The sequence below is a fragment of the Marinobacter sp. EhC06 genome (assembly GCF_001650915.1).
Taxonomy (GTDB): Bacteria; Pseudomonadota; Gammaproteobacteria; order Pseudomonadales; family Oleiphilaceae; genus Marinobacter.
This window is the reverse complement of record NZ_LXYO01000035.1, coordinates 145,205-171,019: the sequence shown is the minus strand read 5'-3', so window position 1 is coordinate 171,019 and position 25,815 is coordinate 145,205. Positions and strand designations below refer to the sequence as shown.

General features: G+C 57.0%; 22 protein-coding genes and 3 tRNA genes. 16 read left to right on the top strand and 9 right to left on the bottom strand.

The window, feature by feature from the left end:
- The first annotated feature begins 50 nt into the window (after positions 1-50).
- From alaS to A8B84_RS18720, 7 genes are all read left to right on the top strand, one after another.
- Positions 51-2,681 carry an alanine--tRNA ligase gene (gene alaS, locus A8B84_RS18750; protein WP_064230588.1) on the top strand — a complete coding sequence of 877 codons (2,631 nt, stop codon included), beginning with the start codon at positions 51-53 and terminating at the stop codon, positions 2,679-2,681.
- Between the two features lie 105 nt (positions 2,682-2,786).
- Entirely contained in the window at positions 2,787-4,025 is a 1,239-nt protein-coding gene (locus A8B84_RS18745) for an aspartate kinase (protein WP_064230589.1), read from the top strand.
- 189 nt (positions 4,026-4,214) lie between these two features.
- Complete coding sequence (csrA, locus tag A8B84_RS18740) at positions 4,215-4,412, top strand: carbon storage regulator CsrA (RefSeq protein WP_008172808.1); 198 nt, start codon at positions 4,215-4,217, stop codon at positions 4,410-4,412.
- 126 nt (positions 4,413-4,538) lie between these two features.
- A tRNA-Ser gene (locus A8B84_RS18735) sits at positions 4,539-4,628 on the top strand.
- A gap of 63 nt (positions 4,629-4,691) precedes the next feature.
- Positions 4,692-4,768, top strand: a tRNA-Arg gene (locus tag A8B84_RS18730).
- Between the two features lie 25 nt (positions 4,769-4,793).
- Positions 4,794-4,870, top strand: a tRNA-Arg gene (locus A8B84_RS18725).
- Between the two features lie 328 nt (positions 4,871-5,198).
- Positions 5,199-5,390: a hypothetical protein gene (locus A8B84_RS18720; RefSeq protein WP_064230590.1), complete on the top strand. Its 192-nt coding sequence runs from the start codon at positions 5,199-5,201 to the stop codon at positions 5,388-5,390.
- A gap of 70 nt (positions 5,391-5,460) precedes the next feature.
- Here A8B84_RS18720 and A8B84_RS18715 read toward each other — a convergent pair whose 3' ends face one another.
- Together A8B84_RS18715 and A8B84_RS18710 are read right to left on the bottom strand one after the other, a co-directional pair.
- Positions 5,461-7,290 (bottom strand): methyl-accepting chemotaxis protein, encoded by a 1,830-nt coding sequence (locus tag A8B84_RS18715; RefSeq protein ID WP_227513984.1) that lies wholly within the window; start codon positions 7,288-7,290, stop codon positions 5,461-5,463.
- 251 nt (positions 7,291-7,541) lie between these two features.
- Positions 7,542-8,078: a DUF2058 domain-containing protein gene (locus tag A8B84_RS18710; RefSeq protein WP_064230592.1), complete on the bottom strand. Its 537-nt coding sequence runs from the start codon at positions 8,076-8,078 to the stop codon at positions 7,542-7,544.
- 106 nt (positions 8,079-8,184) lie between these two features.
- On the opposite strand from A8B84_RS18710, the gene dbpA reads away from it, so the two are divergent.
- The 4 genes from dbpA to A8B84_RS18690 all read left to right on the top strand — a co-directional run bounded on the left by dbpA (position 8,185) and on the right by A8B84_RS18690 (position 13,212).
- On the top strand, positions 8,185-9,558 hold the full coding sequence (gene dbpA, locus A8B84_RS18705) for an ATP-dependent RNA helicase DbpA (RefSeq protein WP_064230593.1): 1,374 nt from the start codon (positions 8,185-8,187) through the stop codon (positions 9,556-9,558).
- A gap of 224 nt (positions 9,559-9,782) precedes the next feature.
- The gene (locus A8B84_RS18700) at positions 9,783-10,034 is read left to right on the top strand and encodes an OadG family protein (RefSeq protein WP_008172126.1); all 252 of its coding nucleotides are present in this window, start codon (positions 9,783-9,785) and stop codon (positions 10,032-10,034) included.
- A gap of 41 nt (positions 10,035-10,075) precedes the next feature.
- Entirely contained in the window at positions 10,076-11,863 is a 1,788-nt protein-coding gene (gene oadA / locus A8B84_RS18695) for a sodium-extruding oxaloacetate decarboxylase subunit alpha (RefSeq protein WP_064230594.1), read from the top strand.
- A gap of 14 nt (positions 11,864-11,877) precedes the next feature.
- Positions 11,878-13,212, top strand: coding sequence for a sodium ion-translocating decarboxylase subunit beta (locus A8B84_RS18690; protein WP_082905231.1), 1,335 nt, complete (start codon positions 11,878-11,880; stop codon positions 13,210-13,212).
- 281 nt (positions 13,213-13,493) lie between these two features.
- On the opposite strand, the gene A8B84_RS18685 is transcribed toward A8B84_RS18690, so the two are convergent.
- The 3 genes from A8B84_RS18685 to imuA are packed head-to-tail and all read right to left on the bottom strand — an operon-like array spanning position 13,494 to position 18,730.
- Positions 13,494-16,613, bottom strand: a complete 3,120-nt coding sequence (locus A8B84_RS18685; protein WP_064230596.1) for an error-prone DNA polymerase — start codon at positions 16,611-16,613, stop codon at positions 13,494-13,496.
- Positions 16,613-18,031: a Y-family DNA polymerase gene (locus A8B84_RS18680; protein ID WP_064230597.1), complete on the bottom strand. Its 1,419-nt coding sequence runs from the start codon at positions 18,029-18,031 to the stop codon at positions 16,613-16,615. The genes A8B84_RS18685 and A8B84_RS18680 overlap by 1 nt, the downstream gene beginning before the upstream one ends.
- A gap of 9 nt (positions 18,032-18,040) precedes the next feature.
- On the bottom strand, positions 18,041-18,730 hold the full coding sequence (gene imuA, locus A8B84_RS18675; protein WP_064230598.1) for a translesion DNA synthesis-associated protein ImuA: 690 nt from the start codon (positions 18,728-18,730) through the stop codon (positions 18,041-18,043).
- Between the two features lie 128 nt (positions 18,731-18,858).
- On the opposite strand from imuA, the gene A8B84_RS18670 reads away from it, so the two are divergent.
- The gene (locus tag A8B84_RS18670; protein WP_064230599.1) at positions 18,859-19,206 is read left to right on the top strand and encodes a 4a-hydroxytetrahydrobiopterin dehydratase; all 348 of its coding nucleotides are present in this window, start codon (positions 18,859-18,861) and stop codon (positions 19,204-19,206) included.
- A gap of 275 nt (positions 19,207-19,481) precedes the next feature.
- Here the strand turns inward: A8B84_RS18670 and A8B84_RS18665 are convergent, their stop codons facing one another.
- Positions 19,482-19,796, bottom strand: a complete 315-nt coding sequence (locus A8B84_RS18665; RefSeq protein ID WP_064230600.1) for a hypothetical protein — start codon at positions 19,794-19,796, stop codon at positions 19,482-19,484.
- Positions 19,797-19,798: 2 nt separating this feature from the next.
- Positions 19,799-20,035: an addiction module protein gene (locus A8B84_RS18660; protein ID WP_064230601.1), complete on the bottom strand. Its 237-nt coding sequence runs from the start codon at positions 20,033-20,035 to the stop codon at positions 19,799-19,801.
- Positions 20,036-20,262: 227 nt separating this feature from the next.
- Here A8B84_RS18660 and A8B84_RS18655 point away from each other — a divergent pair, with 227 nt between their 5' ends.
- From A8B84_RS18655 to A8B84_RS18645, 3 genes are all read left to right on the top strand, one after another.
- Positions 20,263-20,889, top strand: a complete 627-nt coding sequence (locus A8B84_RS18655) for a DUF6386 family protein (RefSeq protein ID WP_138103224.1) — start codon at positions 20,263-20,265, stop codon at positions 20,887-20,889.
- A gap of 134 nt (positions 20,890-21,023) precedes the next feature.
- A complete protein-coding gene (locus A8B84_RS18650) occupies positions 21,024-21,323 on the top strand; it encodes a helix-turn-helix domain-containing protein (protein ID WP_064230603.1) in 300 nt (99 codons plus the stop codon).
- Between the two features lie 86 nt (positions 21,324-21,409).
- Positions 21,410-21,916 carry a GNAT family N-acetyltransferase gene (locus A8B84_RS18645; protein ID WP_064230604.1) on the top strand — a complete coding sequence of 169 codons (507 nt, stop codon included), beginning with the start codon at positions 21,410-21,412 and terminating at the stop codon, positions 21,914-21,916.
- Between the two features lie 71 nt (positions 21,917-21,987).
- On the opposite strand, the gene A8B84_RS18640 is transcribed toward A8B84_RS18645, so the two are convergent.
- Positions 21,988-23,028, bottom strand: coding sequence for a succinylglutamate desuccinylase/aspartoacylase family protein (locus A8B84_RS18640; RefSeq protein ID WP_227512900.1), 1,041 nt, complete (start codon positions 23,026-23,028; stop codon positions 21,988-21,990).
- Positions 23,025-24,509 (bottom strand): hypothetical protein, encoded by a 1,485-nt coding sequence (locus tag A8B84_RS18635; protein ID WP_064230606.1) that lies wholly within the window; start codon positions 24,507-24,509, stop codon positions 23,025-23,027. Before A8B84_RS18635 ends, A8B84_RS18640 begins: the two co-directional genes overlap by 4 nt.
- Positions 24,510-24,767: 258 nt before the next feature.
- On the opposite strand from A8B84_RS18635, the gene cysP reads away from it, so the two are divergent.
- The gene (cysP, locus tag A8B84_RS18630) at positions 24,768-25,802 is read left to right on the top strand and encodes a thiosulfate ABC transporter substrate-binding protein CysP (RefSeq protein WP_082905230.1); all 1,035 of its coding nucleotides are present in this window, start codon (positions 24,768-24,770) and stop codon (positions 25,800-25,802) included.
- Positions 25,803-25,815: the final 13 nt, after the last annotated feature.

The window sequence follows — 25,815 nt, the reverse complement described above, 5'->3', positions numbered from 1 at the left end:
GCGGACCGGGCGGCATTTCCGCCGGGTTTCTGGAAAGGTATCAAAGGGCTATGAAAACCGCAGAGTTGCGACAGGCATTCCTCGATTATTTCAAGCAGCAAGGTCACACCATTGTTCCAAGCAGTTCGCTGGTACCTGCGGACGACCCCACATTGTTGTTTACGAATGCGGGAATGAACCAGTTCAAGGACCTGTTCCTGGGTCGCGAGGAGCGTGACTATACCCGGGCAACCTCCACCCAGAAATGTGTCCGCGCTGGCGGCAAGCACAACGACCTCGAAAACGTCGGCTACACCGCCCGTCACCACACCTTTTTCGAGATGCTGGGCAACTTCAGTTTCGGCGACTACTTCAAGCGGGAAGCGATCAACTACGCCTGGACGTTTCTTACCGGCGAGAACTGGCTGAACCTGCCCCAGGAGAAACTCTGGGTAACCGTTTACGCCGAAGATGACGAAGCCTTCGATATCTGGAACAAGGAAATTGGGGTGCCGGCAGACCGTATCGTCCGGATTGGCGATAACAAGGGCGGCCGTTACGCCTCTGACAACTTCTGGCAGATGGGGGACACCGGTCCCTGTGGACCCTGTACCGAAATCTTCTACGATCACGGCCCGGATGTCGCTGGTGGACCTCCCGGATCACCGGAAGAAGATGGTGATCGCTACATCGAAATCTGGAACGTGGTGTTCATGCAGTACAATCGCACCGCTGACGGTGAGATGTTGAAGCTGCCCAAGCCGTCTGTTGACACTGGCATGGGTCTGGAGCGCATCACGGCGGTTCTGCAGGGTGTTCACAGCAACTATGAAATTGATCTGTTCCAGGATTTGCTGGCAGCCGCCTCACAGATTCTGGGCGGTGCTGCAACCACGGAAGCATCTTTGCGCGTGGTCGCGGACCACATCCGTTCCTGCGCCTTCCTGATCGCGGACGGCGTCATGCCCTCAAACGAGGGGCGCGGTTTTGTGCTGCGCCGTATCATTCGCCGCGCCGCCCGCCATGGCAACAAGCTGGGTGCAACCGGGCCCTTCTTCTACAAGCTCACCGGCGCTCTGTGCGAACTGATGGGCGATGCCTTCCCGCAACTGGTCAGCAGCCGTAAACAGATTGAAAAGGTGTTGCTGCAGGAGGAAGAGCAATTTGCCAAGACCCTGGACAAGGGCCTGCGCCTGCTTGAGCAGGACATCGCCGAGCTCAAGGGCAGCGAGATTCCGGGCGAGACCATCTTCACGCTGTATGACACTTATGGTTTTCCGGTCGACCTGACCAACGACATTGCCCGTGAGCGCGGCCTGACGCTGGATTACGAAGGTTATGAGACAGCCATGGAAGCTCAGCGCGAGCGTGCCCGGGCAGCCAGTAAATTTGGTATCGACTACAACGCCGCCGGCCTGCAACTCGAGGGCAAGACCGAGTTCACCGGTTACGAGCACATTGACGGCCACGAGAAAATCCGCGCGGTCATTGTCAACGGAGAAGAGAAGACCGCCGAAGCCGGCGATGAAGCCGTTGTGGTGCTTGAACGCACGCCGTTCTACGCCGAATCCGGTGGTCAGGTTGGTGATACCGGCCTGCTGACGTGGAGTGGTGGCCGGTTCAAGGTGACGGATACACGCAAGGAAGGGGATAACCACCTGCACCTTGGTACTCTGATCGAAGGCGAGCTGTTCCCGGGGCTGGAAGTTGATGCGCGGATTGATCACGCCCGCCGCGAGCGTACCAAGCGTAACCACTCCGCCACCCACCTGCTGCATGCAGCCTTGCGCAAGGTGCTGGGTGAGCACGTCAGCCAGAAAGGTTCACTGGTGGACCCGGATAAACTGCGTTTCGATTTCTCCCATTTCGAGGCCGTTACTCCGGAGCAGCTTCGCGAGATTGAGCGCCAGGTGAACGAGCAGATCCTGGAAAACAGCCCGGTACAGACTGAAATTACCGACATGGAAAAGGCCCGGGAGAAGGGTGCCATGGCGTTGTTCGGTGAAAAATACGGGGATGTGGTACGGGTGCTCAGCATGGGTACCGACAACTACTCTGTTGAACTCTGCGGCGGTACTCATGTTTCCCGCACCGGTGACATTGGCCTTTTCCGTATTACCTCAGAAAGTGGTATTTCATCCGGTGTGCGTCGTATTGAAGCGGTTACCGGCATGGGCGCGCTGGACTGGATTGACGGTACCGAGCGGACCCTTCGGGAAGCGGCGCGTCTGGTGAAAGGTTCCCGCGAGTCTGTGATTGAAAAGGTTCAGCAAACCATTGACCGCAACCGACAGCTCGAGAAGGAAGTGGATGCCCTGAAGGCAAAACTCGCCTCTTCTGCAGGTACCGATCTGGCCAGCACTGCTGTTGATGTTGCCGGGCTCAAGGTGGTGGCTTCCGAGCTGGAAGGCGCTGACCGCAAGGCCCTGATGGAAACGGCCGATCAGCTGAAAAACAAGCTGGGCGAAGGTGTCGTGGTTCTCGCCAGCGTGGAAGATGGCAAGGTAACTCTGGTTGCCGGCGTAACCAAGTCCGCCACTGACCGGATCAAGGCCGGGGATCTGATGAAACATCTGGCGGCTCAGGTCGACGGTAAGGGCGGGGGACGACCCGATATGGCTCAGGGCGGTGGTAACGATCCGTCCAAGCTGGAGGACGCCCTGGCCGGTGTCGCCGGTTGGGTCGAGAAAAATATCGCTTAAGCAACTGTTTTTGTGGGCGGGCTGGGGTTTATAATCCCGCCCGTTTGTCTTAATTGGCGGAGCATCGCTCCGCTGTGAGTCCCCGTTTCGGATATTGGGAAAACAATGGCTCTGTTGGTTCAGAAATTTGGTGGCACATCGGTTGGAACAACCGAACGTATTGAAGCGGTAGCCGACAAGGTGTGCCGTTTCCGTAAGGAAGGTCATGATGTTGTTGTCGTGGTTTCCGCCATGAGCGGTGAAACCAACCGGTTGATCGCCCTGGCCAATAACATCATGGAGGAGCCGACGCCCCGTGAGATGGACGTGCTGGTCTCCACCGGTGAGCAGGTAACGATCGCGCTCCTGTCCATGGCGTTGCAGAAGCGTGGCTGTGAAGCGCGTTCTTACACTGGCTCCCAGGTCCGAATTCTCACGGACAGCAGCCACACCAAGGCGCGGATCAAACAGATCGATGAGCAGCGCATGCGCGAAGATCTGGATTCGGGCCGAGTGGTGGTGGTTGCCGGATTCCAGGGAATCGACGAAAGTGGAAACATCACCACGCTTGGGCGGGGCGGATCGGATACCACGGCGGTGGCTCTTGCCGCAGCCCTCAGGGCCGATGAATGCCAGATCTACACTGACGTTGACGGTGTCTACACAACCGATCCAAGGGTTGTAGACACTGCGCGCAGGCTTGAACGGATTACGTTCGAGGAAATGCTTGAAATGGCGAGCCTTGGTTCGAAAGTGCTCCAGATCCGCTCGGTAGAATTTGCAGGTAAATACAACGTTCCATTAAGGGTTCTTTCCAGCTTCCAGGAAGGCGAAGGCACCCTGATTACTCTTGAGGATGAAAACGCCATGGAACAACCGGTTGTTTCCGGCATCGCTTTTAACCGTGATGAAGCCAAACTGACCATTGCCGGCGTACCGGACACCCCGGGTAGCGCGCTGCGTATTCTGAAGCCGGTGAGCGACGCTAACATTGAAGTTGATATGATCGTGCAGAACGTGGGCGAGGATAACCGCACTGCCTTCACGTTCACCGTGCACCGTAACGATTTCAAGCGGGCGAAAGAGGTGCTCCAGAGGGTGGCCGATGAACTTGGTGCCCGTGAAGTGGCCGGCGACAGCAAGATTGCCAAGGTCAGCATCGTGGGTGTCGGTATGCGTTCCCACGCTGGTGTGGCAACACAGATGTTCGAGGCGCTGTCCAACGAGGGCATCAACATTCAGATGATCTCCACGTCAGAAATCAAGATTTCCGTGGTGATCGACGAGAAATACCTTGAGCTTGCGGTTCGCGCGCTTCACAGTGCATTTGAACTGGACAAGCCCGCGGTATCGGAAGAGGCCTGAAAGCCGCAGATAAAAGGTCGGTCTGCGGGGCCTCCGAAAAAAGGGCATCATATACTGAGCCTATGACAAACGCACACCGTATAAGGGAATGTGCGTCTACAGCTCAGTAAGTGATCCCACTATAAAAGCAATAAATAGATCAAAAAACCATTTATCGGAACAGGTAGCTCTGGATAGGGAGTAAGGGATATGTTGATTTTGACTCGCCGCGTGGGCGAAACTCTGATGGTCGGCGACGATATCACCGTCACCGTCCTGGGAGTGAAAGGCAATCAGGTGCGCATTGGCGTCAATGCCCCGAAGGAAGTCGCGGTACACCGTGAAGAAATCTACCAGCGGATCCAGTCGGAAAAAGGCTCTGAAGAGCCCGAGCCCGGCAACAGCTGAGAGACAGAAAGCCGTTCAAGGGAAACCTGAACGGCTTTTTTGATGGTGTGGGGAAGCGGGCCCGAAAAATCTCGTGTCAACCCTATGAAAACAGAAAAATTATGGTAGTATACGCCCCGTTCTCAAGGAGAGGTGGGTGAGTGGCTGAAACCAGTTCCCTGCTAAGGAACCGTACGAGCAATCGTACCGAGGGTTCGAATCCCTCCCTCTCCGCCATTTTCCTTCTGGGAAAAGCGAGACAGGTTGAGGTAGCACTCAACCACAGCAAGTGATCAATGTGCGGCTGTAGCTCAGCTGGATAGAGTACCTGGCTACGAACCAGGCGGTCGGAGGTTCGAATCCTCCCAGCCGCGCCATCGATCAACCTGCAACAAGTTTTAAGCGGCTGTAGCTCAGCTGGATAGAGTACCTGGCTACGAACCAGGCGGTCGGAGGTTCGAATCCTCCCAGCCGCGCCATATCAAATAAAGAACCCCGCCTTGTGCGGGGTTTTTTATTTGCAAATCTCGGAGTCTGAAAGGATTTGAACCGATAAGAGGTTCGACCGAAACCCACGTAGTGGGTTGAGGAACGCCGGAGCCGCGCGACGGCGACCCCGAAGGGGTGAGGGCCGAAGGCCCGAATAATCCTCCCAGCCGCGCCATATCAAATAAAGAACCCCGCCTTGTGCGGGGTTTTTTATTTGTCCCCGGTCAATTCCAAGCTGATCAATATTTGCGCAAACCTCTTCTCCGAACCTAACCTTAAGGGTGCAGGGAAATCTAATTCCCGGAAGGAGGCTCACCCATGAACAAGACACTGAACGGCGCCTACGAAGACCACGACCAGGCCAAGAACACCTGGGATGACCTTATCGCAACCGGCATCCCTCGCGACAACATCTTCATCGACGAGGAAGCCAAGGTGGTCAAGGTTAGCGTACCTGCTGAGACCGAGAGGGAAATCCTGGAGATATTCGAGCGGCACCAGCTCCACTGAAGCAAACTGAGGCGTATAGAAAGAGGCAGGCAGCCAGGGAGAGGTGCCTGCCTCTTTTATTTTGAATGGCCTAGAGTCGGAATCGGGAAACCAGATTCTGCAGGTCACTGCCAAGCCTGGCCAGTTCGCTACTGGAGCTGGCGGTCTGGTTCGATGAAGCGGCGGACTGATCAGTCACGTCGCGGATGCTGGTAATGTTCTGATTGATTTCCTCGGCCACCGATGTCTGCTGCTCGGAGGCTGTGGCAATCTGGCTGTTGTACTGTTTGATGTCCTCCACGGCCCGGGCAATGCGTTCAATGGTTGCCCCGGTTGCGGTGGCACGCTCGAGGGTGTTTGAGGCCATGGTGGTGCTGGACTCCATGGCGGATACCGAGTTGCCGGCACTGCTTTGAAGCGATGTCACCAGCGTCTCGATTTCCTGGGCGGACGATTGGGTCCGCTGGGCGAGTGAGCGTACCTCATCTGCCACAACGGCAAAGCCGCGACCCTGCTCGCCAGCTCGGGCTGCCTCAATAGCGGCGTTGAGGGCCAGCAGATTGGTCTGTTCGGCGACCGATTTGATGACATCCAGGACTGTTCCGATGTTGGCGGTTTCCTTCTGCAATCCCTGGATGGTTTCCATGCTCTGGCTGACTTCATGGGCCAGGTTGTTCACCTGATTGACCGTTTCCCGTACTTCCCGTTCACCATCGCTTGCCTGGCTGGCGGCGTCTGTGGCTACAGAGAATGCCTGTTCGGCGCTGCGGGCGATTTCGCCAACGGTTGCGGTCATTTCGTTCATGGCCGTGGCAACCTGGTCGGTTTCCTGTTTCTGGCGGTTGATGCCGTCGCTGGTCTGGCTGGTAACCGTTGACAGCTCCTCGGCAGAGGCGGCGATGTTGGACGCGCCTGATTCAATGCTTCTGACCAATTCCCTGAGGCTGGTTACCATGGTCGCCAGAGCGGCCATCAGCCGACCAATCTCGTTGGTACCGCTTGCCTTGATGTCCACGGTCAGGTTGCCAGAGGCAACTTCGGACGCAATGTTCACGGCCTGATTGACGGGGGAAACGATGGCGCGGGTAATCAGGTAAGCCATCAGGATACCGAGCACCAGGGCGATGCCAGTGGCGCCAAAAATCAGCCAGGACGCCTGCTGCCTGTCAGCTTCCATCTTCTCGGCCTGAAGTGCCCGAAGGTTGTTTGCCGATTCGATGGCGCTCCTCGCCGTGCTAACCATGTCATCTGAAAATTGCTTTCCGGCATTGGTAAGATCCACAACGTTTCGAAATTCAGAGACATAAGTATCGAGAGCCTCGTTAATCTGCTCCTTTTCCTCGGCTGTTATCGCTGCTGACTTAAGGGGACCCTGAACCCGTTTGGCGTCATCAAGGTAGGCTTTCACGCTTGCATCGTCGTGATCGATAAGAAACTTTCGCTCGGATCGACGCATGTCTTCGAAAATGGCCGAAGCAAAGAACAAAGAGCTGTGGGCCTTTAAAGAGGATCCAAAAATGCGCGCGCTGGTTTCCAGTCGCTCAAGCGCCTCCTCGCGCTCGCCGATGTTTGTCTCAACCTGTTCCATCAGCTGTTGGTAGTTTTTTACGTCGGCCTGAATCTGGCCTAGCGTTTCGATATCTTTGGGCACTGCAAGCAATGGCTTGATGTTACTGATCAGCTCCAGAACCCGGTCGCCCTGGGCCTGGGTTCTGGTGACAGCTTGTGCTTCGCCGGTCAGAAGGAAGTTCTTCTCTTCAACCCGGGCCTCGGTGAGATTGGTGTTCACCTGCCCGAGCATGGCAACAATGTTTGACCGCTGGCTGTAACTATCCAGTGCGCGGTCGCCAACCAGGCCTACCAGAATGGTCAGAATGAGCAGGATGGCAAACCCTCCGGCCAGCCTGGTTCGGATAGTCATGTTGCTGAAGAGCTCTGAAAAACGCATTGTTTCTGTGTTCCTGACGGGTGTGAGGTTTGCCGGCCCAACTTCGATAGCGTCTCGATTTTGGCCTGGGACCAGAAAAAAGGACTTTTGATACGCCTGGAAGAGTAAAGGTGGCTTTTATTTGACTTATATTAAGAGGTTTTACGGCAGGGTATTCCAGAACTTTACAGTAACAGATGATTACCGGGTGTTTTTTAACGTGATACGAAATGGTGGGTTGCTGGTTACCACATCAGGTCATCAGGAATTTCGTAGCCCGCGTAGGGGTCGTCCTCTCCCACATCGTCTTTCTTGCGGTCATGGAGCACGACAACGGCGCTGCCATCCCGTTCCATGATCTTGCGGGCAACGCCTTCAGCCACGATCTCGTAACTGTCGTTCACAAAAACGATCGCGAGGCGGCCGCGGGAGAGCTGGTCCACCATGGTGTCGTCCACGAAAAGCTTCTTGATCTTCTTGTCATGGACAAACTGATATGAGGTTTCGCCCCGGCTGCGATCCAGTCGATTAGTTTCCACCAACTGGCGGATCTGGGCCTGAATAGCTTTTTTCTCGGCAGTGCGCTGGCGCTCCAGGTTGAGTTGGCGATCCCGTTCGGCTTTTTCTTCCCGGGCCTGGCGAGCCCGGATCTCGGCCTCGTTCACCTCGACCGCGCCCTTGGGTTGCTGCTTTCTCTTCTTGCGCTTTTCGCTGCGAATGGCCTTGGCCTTTTTCTCGTCGGCAAGGCCGGCTTTCAGCAATTGATCCTGCAGGGATGCCATTAGTAACTCCATTCTTTCGTTGCAGATTCTGGTATCATTTCGGCCTAGTATACGCCCTCATTATTGCCTTCATAACCAGCTTCCGCTGATTCCGGGATTTTCTTCTATGTCTTCTTTCAATGACTTCGGCCTGTCCTCTGCCATGCGCTCGAACCTCGATCAACTGGGTTTTGCCAAGCCCACTGAGATTCAGGAGAAGGCCCTTGCACCGGGACTGGCCGGGAAAGACATCATCGCCATGGCCAAAACCGGTAGCGGCAAAACGGCCGCCTTTGGCATCAGTCTTGTTGAGCGGCTAAATCCCCGGCTTTTTGCGGTTCAGGCGCTGGTGTTATGCCCAACCCGTGAACTGGCAGACCAGGTGGCCAAGGCCATCCGGGAGCTGGCGCGGGCCCGGGATAACATCAAGGTACTGACTTTGTGTGGTGGTGTTGCCATCGGACCGCAGATCGGGTCGCTCAGCCATGGTGCACATATTGTGGTTGGAACGCCGGGCCGGATTCAGGACCACCTGCGCAAGCAGACCCTCTCGCTGGCACGTCTGAAAACTGTGGTGCTTGATGAGGCGGACCGGATGCTGGACATGGGTTTTCAGGAAGCAATGGAAGATATCCTCTCCGAGACGCCGCCCTCTCGCCAGACCATGATGTTCTCGGCGACCTGGCCCGCGCCCATTCGTGAACTGAGCAAGCAGTATCAGAAAAGCCCGGTAGATATTCGCGCTGAGGAAGCCGGTGATAATCCCGACATCGAAGAGTTGTTCTACGAAGTGTCGCCGCAATCCAGATCGGATGCCATCGTGGCACTGCTTTCCCAGCGACAGCCTGAGTCCTGTATCGTTTTCTGTACCACCAAACAGCAGTGCGACGAACTGGCGCAGGAGCTGGGTGAGCGCGGGTTTTCCGCACTGCCGCTGCATGGAGACCTGGAGCAGCGGGAACGCGACAGCGTGCTGGTGCGCTTTGGTAACCAGAGCTGCTCCATTCTGGTTGCCACCGATGTGGCTGCCCGAGGCCTTGATATCAAGTCTCTGCCGTTAGTCATCAATGCTGAACCTGCGAGAGATCCCGAAGTTCATACTCATCGCATCGGGCGCACCGGCCGGGCAGGGGAGCAGGGCCACGCCGTTACCTTCTGTACACCGGCCCAGGGCCACAAGATCAGTCGCATTGAATCCGAAAGAGGGCGCAACGTGGACTGGGGAGACACGAAGGCTCTTCTGGCGACGCCCCTGAAGCCAGTTGCTCCGGCTATGAAAACCCTGTGTATTGCTGGTGGCCGCAAGGACAAGATTCGTCCCGGGGATGTTATGGGTGCGTTAACCGGTGAGGCGGGTCTGCCCGGAAAGGCCGTTGGCAAGATCGACCTGTTCGACCATCAGTGTTTTGTGGCGGTTGAAAAATCACTGGCAGGTAAGGCTCTGTCCAGGCTTGAAAGTGGCAAGGTCAAAGGCCGGAAAATACGCGTCCGATATGCCTGAATGAGAATTGCTTCGTCTGTATAAATACGTGTCTTTTCGGGCCGCGACGCTCGGAAACCCCGTATAGATTTTTGTATTCAGGTTGCCCGAGGGCCCTGAAAACGGTAAATTACGCAGGATTTTGCCCCCCGAATTGTGGCGGAAGGCTGTTAGACCTTAGTCTAACTGGTCAGTCCGGGCAACGTTCGGGAGAAACATAAAATCAATACAGGTAGCTGTTCGATATGAATGACCTGATGTCACAAGCCGTCGATCTGATGATTGCCGGAATGGGGTTTGTGTTCGTGTTCCTGATTATTCTGGTGTTCGCGACACTCCTCATGTCCAAACTGATAGGACGGTTTGCGCCGCCAGAGCCGGCAACCCCGGCCAAAACGCCACGTGCCAAGCCGAAGGCGCCCGCGTCGGTTGACCCTGACACCGCCGAGGCCATCAAGAAGGCGATTGCACAATTCCGGTCGCGCCACAAGAAGTGACCCGGTAAAAGACTAGAACCTTTAAACAGAAGGCTGACACGATGACTGACACAAAGAAACCGCTGGGGATTACGGACGTTATCCTGCGTGACGCCCACCAGTCCCTGCTTGCCACCCGTATGCGGCTGGATGACATGCTGCCTGTTGCCGAGAAACTCGACAAGGTCGGTTTCTGGTCCCTGGAGTCCTGGGGCGGCGCTACCTTTGATTCCTGCATCCGCTACCTGGGCGAAGATCCCTGGGAGCGCATCCGTGAGCTGAAAAAAGCCATGCCCAACACCCAGCAGCAGATGCTTCTGCGCGGCCAGAACCTGTTGGGCTATCGTCATTACGCGGATGATGTGGTTGACCGTTTCTGTGAGCGTGCCGCCGAGAATGGCGTCGACGTGTTCCGTATTTTTGATGCGATGAACGATCCCCGTAACCTGGATCGCGCCATCAAGGCCGTACGTAAGACAGGTAAGCATGCTCAGGGCACTATTGCCTACACCACAAGCCCGGTGCACACCATCGAGATGTGGGTCGAGCTGGCGAAAGAGGTCGCCGACATGGGCGCGGACTCCATCGCGATCAAGGACATGGCCGGTATTCTCAAGCCGTACGTGGCCTTTGACCTGGTCAGCCGTCTGAAGAAAGAGCTGGACATCCCCATTCACATGCAGTGCCACGCCACCACCGGCATGTCTACCGCTACCGCCATCAAGGCTGCGGAAGCCGGTATTGATAACGTGGACACCGCCATTTCCTCAATGAGTATGACCTACGGTCATTCGCCCACCGAAGCCGTGGTTGCGATTCTTGAGGGCACGGATCGTGATACCGGCCTGGATCTGAACCTGCTCGAAGAAATTGCCGCATATTTCCGCCAGGTGCGGAAGAAGTACGCGAAGTTCGAAGGCAGCCTGCGTGGCACCGACTCCCGAATCCTGATTGCCCAGGTACCGGGTGGCATGCTCACCAATATGGAAAACCAGCTGCGTGAGCAGAACGCCAGCGACAAGTTCGATCAGGTTCTGGACGAGATTCCCAAGGTTCGTGAAGACCTGGGCTTCATTCCGCTCGTAACGCCGACTTCCCAGATCGTGGGTACCCAAGCGGTACTGAACGTTCTGACCGGCGAGCGCTACAAGTCCATCTCCAAAGAGACCTCGGCAATCCTTAAAGGCGAATACGGTGCTGCACCGGCGCCCATGAATAAGGAACTGCAGGAGCGTGTTCTGGACGGCAAAGAGCCCGTTACCTGTCGTCCGGCGGATCTGCTTGAGCCGGAAATGGACAAGCTGACCGAAGAGCTTCAGAAGCTCGCCGAAGAGAAAGATATCAAGCTGGCGGAAAACACCGTAGATGACGTTCTGACCTACGCGCTGTTCCCGCAGATTGGTCTGAAGTTCCTGGAAAACCGTGGCAACCCGGATGCGTTCGAGCCGGTTCCGACCGCTGAAAGCGCAGCTCCGGCCAAGAAGTCTGAAGGACCCGAGACCTACACCGTTGAAGTGAATGGCAAGAAGTTTGTTGTTGCCGTTTCCGAAGGTGGCGAGATCACCCAGATTCAGGGCGAGGGTGGTGCGGCTTCCGCACCGGCAGCTTCCTCGGCTCCGGCACCTGCAGCAGGTGAAGGTGAGCCTGTAGTTGCGCCGCTTGGCGGCAACATCTTCAAGGTCCTGGTTTCACCGGGTGACACCGTGGAAGAGGGCGATGTGATGATTATCCTCGAAGCCATGAAAATGGAAACCGAGGTTCGCGCGCCGAAAGCCGGCACTATCGGCGAAGTCTTCATCAAGGTCGGTGATGCCGTCTCTCCTGATGATGAAATGCTGACAATCGCATAAAGGGCCAGCATTCCATGGAAAAATTAATGACACTCTGGACAGGTAGTGGCCTGTTCAACATCGAGATCGGCCAGGTGATCATGATCGCCATCGGCCTCTTGCTCCTCTATCTTGCGATCAACAAGAAATTCGAGCCGTTGCTTCTGGTACCCATCGGGTTCGGCGGCATTCTGGCGAATATTCCGGAGGCAGGCCTGGCCCTGACTGCGGCGGAAAATGCTATCCACTTCGCTCTGAAGAACGAAGCAACGCAGGTTCTGGCCGCATTGGCCGCGCCCCTGGATGTGGCCTATCAGGCCGGGCAGGCAGTAACGCCTGAGCTGAAGGAAGCCTTCAAGGTGGCTGTGAAAGAGGCCAGCTACTCCGAAATGGCGGCGGCGAACTCCCTTGCCCAGGACTTCGGCTATGGCAATGGCATGCTCTATAACTTCTACTCCGTGGTCATCGGCAGCACCATCGGGCCTCTGCTGATCTTCATGGGTGTAGGTGCGATGACGGACTTCGGCCCGTTGCTTGCCAACCCCAAGACCCTGCTGCTGGGTGCTGCTGCTCAGTTCGGCATCTTCGGTACTGTGATCGGTGCTGCGCTGCTGGATTGGACCGGCGTTCTGGAGTTCAACATCCTGGAAGCGGCTGCCATCGGTATCATCGGTGGTGCGGATGGCCCGACGTCCATCTACGTATCCAGTGTTCTGGCTCCGCACCTGCTGGGTGCCATCGCGGTCTCTGCCTACGCCTATATGGCGCTGGTACCGATGATTCAGCCGCCGATCATGAAGGCGCTGACTTCTGCGGAAGAGCGGAAGATCAAGATGAGCCAGCTGCGCCCGGTCAGCAAGCAGGAAAAAATCATTTTCCCGCTGGTGGTACTGATTGCAGTGGTACTGTTCCTGCCGGATGCGGCGCCGCTGCTGGGTATGTTCTGCTTCGGTAACCTGATGCGCGAGTGTGGCGTGGTTGAGCGTTTGAGCGACACTGCCCAGAATGCCCTGATCAACATCGTGACCATCTTCCTGGGCTTGTCTGTTGGTTCCAAGCTGATGGCTGACAAGTTCCTGGACGGCCAGACTCTGGGTATCCTCGGCCTGGGTATCGTTGCCTTCGGTATTGGTACCGCCTGCGGTGTTCTGATGGCGAAGCTGATGAACAAGCTGAGCAAGGAGCAGATCAACCCGTTGATCGGTTCTGCCGGTGTATCTGCGGTGCCGATGGCAGCGCGGGTGTCCAACAAGGTTGGTCTGGAAGCCAACCCGCAGAACTTCCTGCTGATGCACGCCATGGGCCCGAACGTGGCCGGTGTTATCGGCTCTGCGGTTGCTGCCGGTGTGATGATCAAGCTTCTGGGCTGATTCGTTTGCCGCAGTCCCGAAAACCCCGCCTTGGTGCGGGGTTTTCTTGCTTTATAAGACTGATAATTCTGGAGTTTGAGCAGGTGTGGAACCTCCTTTCAGGAACCGCTACGAGCACATCCATGTGCGCTTGACTCCGGCCTTCCTTGGCCGGAGACATTCCTGAAAGGAGGTTCCACACCCGCTCCATGATCTCTGGAGTTATCGCATCAAAGACCTGCATCATGTAGGTCGGATTAGGCGAAGCCGTAATCCGACAGAGTTAAACGGCAAGTCGGGACTTAGTGAAAATTTCGTGAATTGACCGGCAATGACTGGATCAGATGGCTAAGATCTGAAAGCCTCCCCGCCATTACATGCACAATATCCCCCTGGCGCTCCAGCACTCCCTTCACATGCAACAACCGGGCAGTCAGTAACGGCTTGCGCTGCCGCCGCGCCGTTTCCAGCCACACCACCACATTCACATTGCCGGTCTCGTCTTCCAGGGTGACGAAGGTAACCCCGGAGGCGGAGCCAGGGCGCTGGCGGCCGGTGACGAGGCCGGCGACCTGAACCGGAATGCCGGCTTTGGTACTTTTCAGTTGCTCGGCACTGAGGCAGAAATTCAGGTGGCCCTGTTCCCGCAGTAACGCCAGTGGGTGACGCTGCAGAGTGAGGCCCTGGCTGGCGTAGTCGGCCAGCACGTTCTGGCCTTCCGAGGGTTCTGGTAGTTGCTGGCAGTAGTCCGGTTGGTAGTCGACAGCGACTTCTTCGGCGAACAGTTCTGTGGGCTGTTCGTGGTCGAGCAGCTGCCAGTAGGCCTGGTGGCGGTTGGCGGTGAATGCCGGCATGGCGTTGGCCCCGGCGATTAGTTCCATATCCCGCTGGTTGAGTGCGGCCAGGCGGCGAAGTTCGCTGGCGGAGCGGTAGCCTTCTGCTGGCCGGTTCTGGTGGATGCGCTCGGCGCCATTAATGGACAGGCCCTGGATGATTCTAAGGCCCAGGCGCAGATGGCGTTCTTCACCTTCCAGGGTGTGGTCCCACTGGCTGGCATTCACATCTGGTGGCAGTACGGTGACATTGTGGCGCCGGGCGTCCTGCACCAGTTGTGAAGGCGAATAGAACCCCATGGGCTGGCTGTTCAGCAGGGCACAGTAAAACGCCGCCGGATAGTGCCGCTTGATCCAGGCGGAGACGTAGACAAGCAGGGCAAAGCTGGCGGCGTGGGATTCGGGGAAGCCATAGCCGCCAAAGCCGCAGATCTGCTGGTACAGCCGTTCAGCGAAGTCGGTATCGTGACCACGCTCGAGCATACCGGTGACCAGCTTTTCCCGGAATGGGGTCAGGTCGCCGTGGGATTTCCAGGCGGCCATGGCTCGGCGGAGCTGGTCGGCTTCGCCGGCGGAGAAGCCGGCCGCCACCATGGCCAGTTTGATCACCTGTTCCTGGAAAATGGGCACGCCGAGGGTGCGCTCCAGCACCTTGCGCACGGCATCGTTCGGGTAATCCACCGGCTCCAGGCCGTGCTTGCGGCGCAGATACGGGTGCACCATGTCGCCCTGGATGGGGCCGGGCCGCACGATGGCCACTTCGATCACCAGGTCATAGTAGGTTTCCGGTTTCAGGCGGGGCAGCATGTTGATCTGGGCCCGGGACTCCACCTGGAAAACCCCGATGCTGTCGCCTGTCTGAAGCATGGCGTAGGTGTCGCGGTCTTCCTGGGGAATGTCCTGTATCCGGAAAGGCTGGCCTTTTTCATCGCTGATCAGTTCCAGCGCTTTTCGAATGGCTGAGAGCATGCCAAGGGCCAGCACATCCACCTTCATCAGCCCCAGGCTCTCAAGGTCGTCCTTGTCCCACTGGATTACGGTGCGGTCGGCCATGGCAGCGTTCTCCACCGGCACCAGTTCGGCCAGTGGCCCGGCGCTGATCACGAAACCGCCCACGTGCTGGGACAGGTGCCGTGGGAAGCCCAGCAGGGTATTGACCAGGGTGAAGAACTGGTCCGCCACCTGGGGGTTGCGGGTGATTTTCTTGTCCAGAATCTGCTGGCGCCAGTTGGTGGCCTTGTCCCGCCAGTCGATGCCTTCCAGCAGTTGTTCCACCAGGGCCGGATCAAACCCCAAGGCTTTGCCGACATCGCGGATGGCGCTCCTGGGCCGGTAACGGATCACCGTGGCGGCCAAGGCGGCCCGCTCACGGGAATAACGCTGGTAGATGTACTGAATGACTTCTTCACGCCGTTCGTGCTCGAAATCCACATCAATATCGGGCGGCTCGTTCCGGTCTTTGGAAATAAACCGCTCGAACAGAAGCTCCACCCGGGCCGGGTTTACCTCGGTGATGCCCAGGCAATAGCAGACCGCAGAGTTGGCCGCCGAACCGCGGCCCTGGCAGAGAATCCCCCGGCTGCGGGCAAAGTCGACAATATCGTGGATGGTGAGGAAGTAATGCTCGTACTTCATCTCCGAGATCAGGCCCAGCTCCTTGCGGATCAGGCCCTGAACCTGCAGCGGCGTGCCCTCTGGATAACGTTGGCGCTCGCCTCCGCGGGTCAGCCGTTTCAGGTAGCCGGCCGGAGTCTCGCCCTCCGGCACCAGGTCTGGCGGGTATTCATAGCGCAGGCTGCCGGGCTCGAAGGTGCACTGGCTGGCAATGGCCAGGGTTTCATGCAGCCAGGCTTCCGGAAACAGCCGTTGCAGAACGGGCAGGGGACGCAGGTATCGCTCGCCATTCTGGAACAGGCAGTGGCCGGCATTCTCCAGATTGGTGTGATTGCGCAGGGCTGTCAGTACATCCTGCAGCGGCTGGCGCTCCCGGCTGTGCATGTGCACCTCGCCCACGGCAGCCACGGGAATGCGCAACTGATCGGCCAGCCAGTGTATCCGCGCCAGCCGCTGCTCCTCGCCGGATTCCAGGGTGCGGGCCGCGGCAATCCAGATCTGGGGATCAAACAGGCGGGCCAGCCACTCGCCGCAGGCCAGCGCCTGGTCGGAATCCGCTTCGGTAGGCGATGGGGGCAGCCACAGGCACAGGCAGTCATCTAGGGTGTGGGTTTCAATGTCTCGGTAAAACAGCTGGTAATGGCCTTTCTCAGCCCGACGGCGGCCGGTAGTGATCAGCTGGCAGAGCTGGCCATAGCCCTTGCGTGTGCGGGCCAGAAGGATAAAACGGGGTTTGATTGTGCCGGCTGGCGCATCCGACAACTCAAACCAGCTGCCGGTAATGAGTTTTACCGGGCTTTCTGCCAGCGCCGCCCAGGCCCGGGGAATGCCGGCAACGGAGCAGGCATCGGTGATAGCCAGGGCGGTGTAACCCAGCTCATGCGCCCGCTCAGCCAGTTCGTGGGGATGAGAGGCCCCGGTGAGGAAGGTGAAATTGCTGAAGCAGAACAGCTCCGCATACTGTTGCCCGGACATCAGCCAAACCACCCATGCACAAACCAGCCTTCCCGGGCATCCCGAAAGACCCAGGCCAGCTGGCCGCTGTTCAACTGGGCAATGTAGTAGTCCCGGTGCACGCGCTGGCCATCCCACCAGCCACCGCTGATGCGCTCAGGCCCGGAAAACCAGGTAACGGGCGCCTCGGTGAGCGGTTGCGGGCCTTTCAACAACCAGAGCGGCCGCCTGGGCAGTTCTGCTGCCGGTACTAGCGGCGTTCCGGTTTTACGCAGAACTTCCGAGGCCGACCAGGCCCGCTCGGGACGATGATCCGCCTGGGGCGAGAGCTGCCTGAGAGCCTGATCGCCCAGACGCGCCTGCAGCCGGCTGATCAGGGTATGCCAGGCTTCATTCAGATCCTGGGTTTCACCCAGCAGATCCTGCCCGGAGGGTGCTTCCCGTGACAGGAAACGCTTCACCAGCAAAACCATGGAGATAACCGGGGCGCTCAGGGAATGTTGCTCCAGCCGCAGACGAACCAGGTTCAGGAAATGATCGGCCCGGTGCTCCGGCCCGGATGTGCGAATCTGCAGCCGGGTTGGTTCCGCATGCCGGTGCTTCAGAACCAGCCGCAGGCTGTCGGTATCCTGCTGGCGCCAGCACAGATCCTCTTCCAGTTCGACAAGCATGCGCTGGAGCGGAAACAGCAGCCCCTGGGTGTGTTCTATTTCCTGCACAAAATCCGCCTGTTGCCGGAACGAGTGGGGCGGCTGCCAGGGCGTGCGGGGATCTGGCCGGGTGCCCTGGATTTTCTGTATATAAGCCAGAAGTTCTGGAGACAGACGCCGTGCGAGTTCGCCGGGCGGTAAATCAAACACCTCCCCCAGCGTGTTCAGCCCCAGGCGCTGCAAACGGGTGCAGGCCTTCTCGTTGAATTCTGCTGCCAGCAGGGGCATCTGGCTCAGGCTTCGAAGAATGTGGCCCTTGTCTGCCGTGCATTCCCCCTTGCCGGCGCGGGCAATCAGCCGGGCCGCTAGAGGGGTATAGCCAATACCGATCCAGGCATTCAGCTGGCGTTCATTCAGCCCCTGTTCCACGGTTTGCCAAACGGCGGCCAGCCCGCCATAGAGTTTTTGAAGGCTGCCAATCTCGGCCAGCAGACCATCGGGTGGCACCAGCACAATATGGGCCGCATAGCGGTACAGCCAGCGGGCCTGATCTTCCAGAATCCTGGCTTCTTGGGTTTCATCGGCCCGCACCATGCCCAGATCCGGCGCCAGGCTGATGGCGGTTTTCAGGCGCATGCCGGTACGAATACCCTGGCTCCTGGCGTCCGGGCAGGCCTGGATCACCTTCTGGCCAGAGCCTTCAACCACCACCAGGGCGCCTTCATCTTCACGGGTGCGCCGAATATGGTCCAGCATCAGGTGCGGGAAATGCAGATACAGCCAGAGCATGGAGCGTTATTACCCGGTTGAACCCGACCATGGGCCCCGGACAACCCGGGTGGTTTCACGGAATGCGAGATCGGCCCGCTGGGCCATGGCCAGCGAACAGCGCTGCCCGGGCCAGCTACCCCGGCGCTTGAGCACATTCACCTTGAGATCCTGCTGCTCCCCCGGTTCCAGCTCCAGCCGCAGGGCCGCCGGAGAATTCTGCCCGGCGTAACATCGTTCCCGGAACAGCACACACACATTGCTCCCGGCTTCGGCGGCCAGTTGCAGGCGACGGACTTCCCGTGAGGCCAGCTTGCCCGGCCAGGCCATTACCAGGCCTGTTACTGGTGAACGCAGACAGTTCTCCAGTGTCCACAGAAAGTCGCCCTCATCGTCGGTATGGATCAGCACCACCTGGTCCAGGTTGACGCCTTCCCGGGCCAGGGCAGGGGCATAGGGCGTATGCGGCGGGTTCAGCCAGAACACACTTTTGCCTTCTTCGCACACCCGTTGCATCAGCGGCAGAAGCAAATGCAGCTCACCAATACCCGGTGCATCCAGCAGGCATTCGCTCAAGGCACCCCGGGGCCAGCCCAGGCCACCGAGCTGGTTATCCAGCACCTGGTAACCGGTGGGCTCCGCCGGCTGTGTGGTCTGGGTGTGGCGGTGCCCCTGCCAGACACGGGCATCCTGCATCAGCGTGTTCAGAAGCTCGCTCATGATGAAAACTCTCAAAATACTGTTTAAATATACAGTATTCTGAAAGTGGCCGGATTTCAAGAGAAGGGTTGATAAAGCGAAGGGCACGACCCACGCTTGTAGTACAGCCATCAACCATGGAGGTTGAAATGAGTGACCTGAAAGCACACAGCTGTGAAGCCTGCAGCCCGAACGCACCAAAGGCCACCGAGGAAGAAAAGCAGCAGCTGCACAAAGATGTTCCAGACTGGGAAATTCTGGAAATTGACGGTGAAGAACAGCTTCACAAGGTCTACAAGCTCAAAAACTTTATAAAAGCTTTGGAGTTCACCAACAAGATTGGCGAACTCGCCGAAGAGGAAGACCACCACCCTGTGATTGTGCTGGAGTACGGCAAAGTCGCAGTCAGCTGGTGGAGCCACGAAATCGGCGGCCTGCACAAAAACGACTTTATCCTGGCAGCGAGAACCGACGCTGCGTTCAACGACATGCAATAACCCGAACTGCGGCGGAACCTGGTTTCCGTCGCTGTCCCATCGACAGTTTCCAGTTCCTGATCCGCCCCACCATCAGGCTCTCTATTGCTTTCGATACTTCGGCAAAAAGCTGGCTGAAATAGCAGTCGCAATATGCACTCTGGCATGCCGAACAACATCGCAAAGAGCTCAACGTGAAGAAGCTTGTTGCAGCCTGAAGTAGCACATAACCAGACCATGCGCCGAATGCCAAAACCTCCGCTTCGCTGGGATTTTGTCACCGATGATGGCGGGCGTTAGGGCTTAATGCGTTTCCGCCAATAGCCAGGTTTTCGGGAGTGGTGAGCAACGGCAATGACTACAGCTCCTTCTGGAAGCTCAATGGCGACTATATCGTATGGGAAACGCTCCAGAATCAAGCGCCTCGCACCGGTATCGCCGGCTTCTTGCGGGAGAAGTGATAAGGGAATGAAGTCTTCTTCAATAACGTCGATGGCAGCATCAACAGCAGCAAAAAACTCGGCTCCGAGTCCAGGCTGCTCATATTCATACCATGCTGCGGCCTCTATTGCTTCCTGCGAGGCCTCTTCCAGTATCCTTACTGTTCGCACTGTTACTGGCCTAACTTTGCTCGCATCTTTGATCGAAATTCTTCACGGCTGAGCAACGTGGCTTTTCCGCTTTTGACCTTGGACACACGGCGAACAATTTCATCGTTCCAAGCCTGTTCGACTGAGTCGTCACGAGGGCCGTCCAGGCTCATGATTAGCTCCCGAGCCAGCGCTGCACGCTCCGACTCGGAGAGAGTCGAAATCTGGGAGCGTAGGTGGTCTAATGTTTCGGTAGTCATGAGGCCTCCGCAAGTGACGATACAAGTATGCTATCCCGATTCAAAGACGCTAACAAGGCGGTCAACGGGACGCTGCACTTCCTGCGCTTCGTTGTCGCCCATTACCGCTGGCGGTAGGCACCACGATGATTCCAATGAGACAATGTATTGGACGGACAAAGAACCTCAATCGGTGCTTAAGAAAGGGGCGCTGGAGATGGTTTTGTCCAGAGCACAAGAAGCAGCCTTTGGTATGGCTGTTTGGTTTAGTTTTCACTGTTATTGCGGGATCCGCCTCAATCTATTCGGTAGTGGCTCCATCGGGGGTAAACTCCGCCCCAAGTCCTTCTGTCAAAAATCCAGGCTCGGTGGGCAGCGCAATTCCGCCTCTGAGTTTGAGCTCAGTGATACATAAAGAGCATCTCATTGCCTTTAAAGTTGCCACAGATGTAGCCCTAATTTCTATTTTTGATCCGAAAGCATTAGAACACCGATTCCGCGACGAGGAAACTTGGTGGGTAGAGGATGATGCGCTACTTACAGAAATAAATAGGGGCAACGGAATTTTCTTGTCCACCGGTTATGATGGCTACTTCGAGGTTCTCGTCCACGGAAAAAATCCGAGGCTAACTACTGAGAAAGAGCTGAGTTTGACGCTGGTCTGCGACGGTGGCCTGATCTATGTCGGGGGTCACCCTATTGATGGGCTGAAAAAGCTAGATGAGCCTTTCGGTGGAGACTACTTTTCGTGTGAAAAAGGCGCTTACAATGTCGGAGTCCGGGTTAGGAGAAATGTTGTAGATCTCTCCTTTTCGCCTATCGAAATGTTCACGAGAAACTTGGTCCATTCAGTTCCTCACTTTGATGAGTTATAGCTATGCATAAAAAGGCTGAGCACCCGAAAAGCTCGTGTCAGCGGCGTTAACCCTTCCAACTTCCACCTCGCAAAAGTCCGTCAAGGAGAACATGCCCGCGCATATCCTGAAGTCGATTCGTAAGGTATTGGAAAATGAGTAATGAGACTCTGAGTGCTGAGGAACTTGGCAACAAGCTGCTTCAATCTGTGAAAAAAATGAAAGCGGGCAACGCTGCGCGCGTCAGTCTTGTAGAGCCAAATGAGGTCGCAGAGGCGCGTGGCAAGACTGGCCTTACACAGCGAGAGTTTGCCGAGGTACTCCATATTTCTCCACGTACGTTGCAGGAATGGGAGCAGGGGCGACGTAAACCTTCCGGGCCGGCAAAGGCGCTCGTCGAGATTGCTTTTCGCCATCCGGAGGTTATTCGGGAAGACCTCGAGCTCAGGGGTTAACGAGGTGGTCAACGGGACGCCAACTGCGTTGCGCTCCGTTGCCGCCCATTACCAAAGGCGTTATCTCTTCAGATGGAAAATCGCGAATGAACATTACGATCAGGACTGAGCAAGAACAGGACGTTTCGTCGATTCGTCATGTCACCCAGGCGGCATTCGCTACCGCTAAGCACGCTTCGGGGACCGAAGCTCAAATTGTTGAAGCTCTTCGCGCCGCAGATGTACTGACTGTTTCGCTTGTTGCGGAGTGCAACGGTGAGGTCGTAGGGCACGTCGCCGCGTCACCTGTCGAGATTTCTGACGGGGCCAGGGGCTGGTTCGGGTTTGGTCCGGTTTCGGTGTTGCCGGAGTACCAACGTCAAGGTGTTGGAACCCGTCTGATACGCAGTGCTCTTGATGCGTTGAGAAGAGCAGGGGCACAGGGGTGTGTCCTGGTTGGCGACCCGGCCTACTATGAAAGATTCGGGTTCAACACGGTTCCCGATCTGACCCTTCCCGACGTGCCACCTGAATACTTTCAGGCGCTAAAGTTCGGCACCAGGTTTCCGGTTGGTTCAGTGACATTCCACGAGGCATTCGCGGCCGGGAGCTAACCAATTGTTGTAGTTTGTTCCCTGCACCGTACGCCCTTGTCAGAGCGCCGCTAAACAAGCGCATAAAGCTGTTAAAAAATAGGCTCCCCCGTCGCCTTGACCGCATAAAACAGGCAATCACTTTTCGCAATAATCGGATTGGTGGTAATCATAAAGGCCCGGATGGCCTGGGCGGCGTAGATCTGCCCATCTCTGACTTGCAGAACCTGCTCCATGTTCTCCTTTCGGTTGTGGCCAATCGCTGTAAGTATGCCTAGGCCTTTCTTACCCACCCATCCCAGGGGCTCATCCGGAGAGACGATTCCGAAATTACGATGCTCAATGTCGGGCGGAAACGTCAGGTCGGCCTGGCCGGTGGGTTCGAGGCGGTATTCTATGGTCGCTTCGGGCGCCAGCTCCACTCGGATCGGGTTGCGCAGCACGGTAACGTCCCACTCTGCTTTTTCCAGTGACAGCACATCTGGCCTTGAGCAATACCGAACAAGTCCCTCATATGCCAGTTCATGTGCCTGGTCGTCCTGGGAGCCACCACACTCAATAGTTACCGTGGGCACCTCCTGTTCGGAATATTCCATAAGCGCCCCCAGGCGAAGGTCCGTCATAATGAGGCGGTCGGTAAACAGTGAGGTCAGCGCCTGATGGGCCGCGTCGTTAGTAACGGACACAGCGAAGGCCGGGCCTGTGCCTGAGGTATTGTGAACATCCAGCAGGCATTCGGGCTTCGCGTCATGGAGCTCAGCCAACATGGCCTGGGCGATTGCCCCTTCCTCTCCCTCAAAAGGTTCTTTGAAACATCGGTTGAGGTCACGTCCGTCTGGAATCTGGCGCATTGAGAGCCTGGGCGGAATCTTCGCAGGGTAGACGCCTCCCAGGAGAAACAGCATGTTGACCTCAGGGGTGCGCTGCTCAAGCAACCACCGATGAAGCGCAAACAGCCCCGAAGGCTCATTGCCGTGAAGCAGTGTCGCCATGGCTCGGGTCCTGGAGCGATCACGACCGGCAACACGAATAACCGTGGGTTTCTCCAGCTGGTCCAGCCATTCGAGTGGGGAACGGCCCAGGGTCCGGGGTGACGGATCATTCAGATAATCAAGTATTTTCGAGTTGCTCACGGTGACAATGTCCATTCATGGATCGGCGTATTCTTCTTCTGGTTGGCCATGTAAAGAGACAGCATGGTTCGGAACGCCTCATCGGGGCTCAGGGATTTGAGCAGAGATTCGGTGATGTGTCGTTGCCACCGGGCGCCCGACATGGCGGTTTCAATGCGGCCTTCGATGATTCCCAGCAGGCGGTGAATTTCCGCCTCGTCTACTGCTGTTTTTGCCAATGCTTCCCGGGCGCGGGGCAGCAGCTCCCGGGCCACGGTTAACAGGGGCGTATCCTGCAACTGAACCTGATCTTTGTGGGGCCAGATGATTTCTGCGCCCACGCCATATTTGGCGGCGCGGTAAAAATTGTGTTCGGTGTAGTGGAAGGGCAGTATCGACGTCAGATGCTGAATGTCATCAAGCACTGCCAGCGCAGCTCCGATCACGAACAGGCCGTTCGCACACATATCAGCGGCTGTAGGGCCTGCAGGCATTGAGCGAATCTCGATACGCAGGTGGCCGCCTTCGGTATCGTCGTAGATGGCCCGGTTCCAGGGCCAGGTGGTTCCCTGATGCAGTCGCAGCTCGGCCAGTCTTGGCACTTCACCAAGATCAATCACCGCCATCGGATCTTCCTCCGACATCAGTGGAATGATGGGCGGATAGAGCGATGCCGAGGCCGCAAACAGTTCCCAGGCGCTGCGTGTCCAGCCGTTGCCGTAGTACACCCTTGGCGGATGGCGCCAGGTCTTGTGGTTGGGTGACCGGCTGTCAATGGATTGCTTGAACAGGGCAATCCGGGTTTCGTCCCAGAGGTGGTGGCCAAACAGGCTGGGAGAATTGCTGGCCAGAGCGAGGACAATCGGCGTGACCAGTTGTACGGCATTGAAATAATCCGCAAAACGATGGGCGGGCACACGCCAGTGCAGCTGGAAGGAGGTATTGGCGCCTTCCATGTAGACGTCGTCGGCCTCCAGATTGATCACATCATTGCCCCCGATATGGATGCTGAAAGGCTCGCCCCGTTGCTTGAGTAACGCATTGGATAGGGCATGGTAGCGGGGCTCGTCTGTCATTACCTTGGCGCCCATATCGGACTGTCGAAGTGTGGGCAGAATGCCGATGGGTACCAGCTCCCCATCCAGTGCGGCGGCGTGCTGATTGATCCGTTGGATCGCAGCGAGCAGCTCCTTCTCTGTTCTGGCGAATGGAGAGCCTTTGAATGCCTGGGGGCTGAGGTTGTATTCGAGATTGAAGCGGTTTAGCTCAACCGTGAGCTGAGGGTCCTGAACGCTGGCGGCAATTTCTGTGTTGATCGGCTGAACCCGCAGGTCAGAGTTTACAATGTAGAACTCTACCTCGGCGCCAATGGAACTTTCTCCCTCACCAAAGCCGGGCCGGTTCAGAAGGCGGGTGAGCGCTTTCAGGTCCGTTCGGACCTTGGCTGCAAAACGTTCAAACTCTTCCGGTGCAAATTCTGTTGTCTTGATCGACAGTCCCACGGCAACGTCTTCTCCAGCGCTGACTTACCTTGATAGTAGTGGAAGATGCGGCCGGCACCAGCTCAGCGACGCTAAATCAATCAGTAGGCTTTCCAATGGTGACCTATATAACTGAAAGTTCCTAAAAAAGTTATAAATCATCTAGCCAGAGCATTGTTGTTCTTAGGCTCCTACCTTATCTTTGCGTTCTAACAAAGCGTCATCTTTATTCTTTTGGCGCATATCAAGATTCCGAGTTAACTGGGAGCTCTGCCTACTATGCCGAATTCGATTTTTTCCGGATCCAAAGCCCGTAAGGGCCTGTGGTTCAGTGCAATGGCGCTGGCGTTCTCGATGACGGGGCCAGCTTCCGCCCAAGAGCGGGAGATTCTGAACTCCTCCTACGATATTGCCCGGGAGTTGTTCGCGGAATACAACGTTATGTTCCAGGACTACTGGCAAGAGAAGACCGGGGAAACCGTGAACATCCAGCAATCCCACGCCGGCTCCTCGAAGCAGGCGCGTGCTATTCTGCAGGGGCTGGGTGCCGATGTGGTGACCTACAATCAGGTGACGGACGTTAATATCCTGGCCGAGCGCGGCAACCTGATTCCCGAGGATTGGGCCTCACGTCTGCCCAACAACAGCTCTCCCTACTATTCCACCATGGCGTTCCTGGTGCGTGAGGGTAACCCCAAGAACATCCAGAATTGGGATGATTTGATCCGCGAAGATGTCGAGCTGATCATGCCGAATCCGAAAACCTCCGGTAACGGCCGCTACACCTACCTGGCGGCACTGGGTTTTGCCCAGGACAAGTTCGGTGACGACCTGGAGAAGATCGATGCCTTCCTGAGCGATTTGCTTGGGCAGGTAAAGGTATTCGACTCCGGCGGTCGCGGTGCCACCACCACCTTTGTTGAGCGTGGTCTGGGCGATGTGCTGCTGACCTTTGAATCCGAAGTGAACAACATCCCTGCGCTGAACCCGGACAAGAACTTCCAGGTTGTGGTTCCGAAAGTGAGCTTCCTGGCCGAGTTCCCGGTGACCTGGATCGACAAGAACATCGAGAAGAAGGGTACCGAGGAGCTGGCTCAGGCGTATTTGAAGCACCTTTACTCCGAGGAAGCCCAGCGCATGCTGGCCGGCTTCAATTACCGGGTGCACAACGAAACCGTGAAAGCGGAAGTGGCTGACAAGTTCCCGGAACTGAAGCTGATGCCGATTCAGGACATCGCCGGCAGCTGGGAAAATGCCATGGAGACCCACTTTGCCAGCGGCGGCAAACTCGACCAGTTGCAGCGTCGCCGCTAAGGGATGCGTATCT

Bases quoted from the DNA above. Each gene is read 5' to 3' on its own strand.
- alaS (WP_064230588.1), top strand. From the start codon at position 51: ATGAAAACCGCAGAGTTGCGACAGGCATTCCTCGATTATTTCAAGCAG.
- A8B84_RS18745 (WP_064230589.1), top strand. From the start codon at position 2,787: ATGGCTCTGTTGGTTCAGAAATTTGGTGGCACATCGGTTGGAACAACC.
- csrA (WP_008172808.1), top strand. From the start codon at position 4,215: ATGTTGATTTTGACTCGCCGCGTGGGCGAAACTCTGATGGTCGGCGAC.
- A8B84_RS18720 (WP_064230590.1), top strand. From the start codon at position 5,199: ATGAACAAGACACTGAACGGCGCCTACGAAGACCACGACCAGGCCAAG.
- A8B84_RS18715 (WP_227513984.1), bottom strand. From the start codon at position 7,290: ATGACTATCCGAACCAGGCTGGCCGGAGGGTTTGCCATCCTGCTCATT.
- A8B84_RS18710 (WP_064230592.1), bottom strand. From the start codon at position 8,078: ATGGCATCCCTGCAGGATCAATTGCTGAAAGCCGGCCTTGCCGACGAG.
- dbpA (WP_064230593.1), top strand. From the start codon at position 8,185: ATGTCTTCTTTCAATGACTTCGGCCTGTCCTCTGCCATGCGCTCGAAC.
- A8B84_RS18700 (WP_008172126.1), top strand. From the start codon at position 9,783: ATGAATGACCTGATGTCACAAGCCGTCGATCTGATGATTGCCGGAATG.
- oadA (WP_064230594.1), top strand. From the start codon at position 10,076: ATGACTGACACAAAGAAACCGCTGGGGATTACGGACGTTATCCTGCGT.
- A8B84_RS18690 (WP_082905231.1), top strand. From the start codon at position 11,878: ATGGAAAAATTAATGACACTCTGGACAGGTAGTGGCCTGTTCAACATC.
- A8B84_RS18685 (WP_064230596.1), bottom strand. From the start codon at position 16,613: ATGTCCGGGCAACAGTATGCGGAGCTGTTCTGCTTCAGCAATTTCACC.
- A8B84_RS18680 (WP_064230597.1), bottom strand. From the start codon at position 18,031: ATGCTCTGGCTGTATCTGCATTTCCCGCACCTGATGCTGGACCATATT.
- imuA (WP_064230598.1), bottom strand. From the start codon at position 18,730: ATGAGCGAGCTTCTGAACACGCTGATGCAGGATGCCCGTGTCTGGCAG.
- A8B84_RS18670 (WP_064230599.1), top strand. From the start codon at position 18,859: ATGAGTGACCTGAAAGCACACAGCTGTGAAGCCTGCAGCCCGAACGCA.
- A8B84_RS18660 (WP_064230601.1), bottom strand. From the start codon at position 20,035: ATGACTACCGAAACATTAGACCACCTACGCTCCCAGATTTCGACTCTC.
- A8B84_RS18650 (WP_064230603.1), top strand. From the start codon at position 21,024: ATGAGTAATGAGACTCTGAGTGCTGAGGAACTTGGCAACAAGCTGCTT.
- A8B84_RS18645 (WP_064230604.1), top strand. From the start codon at position 21,410: ATGAACATTACGATCAGGACTGAGCAAGAACAGGACGTTTCGTCGATT.
- cysP (WP_082905230.1), top strand. From the start codon at position 24,768: ATGCCGAATTCGATTTTTTCCGGATCCAAAGCCCGTAAGGGCCTGTGG.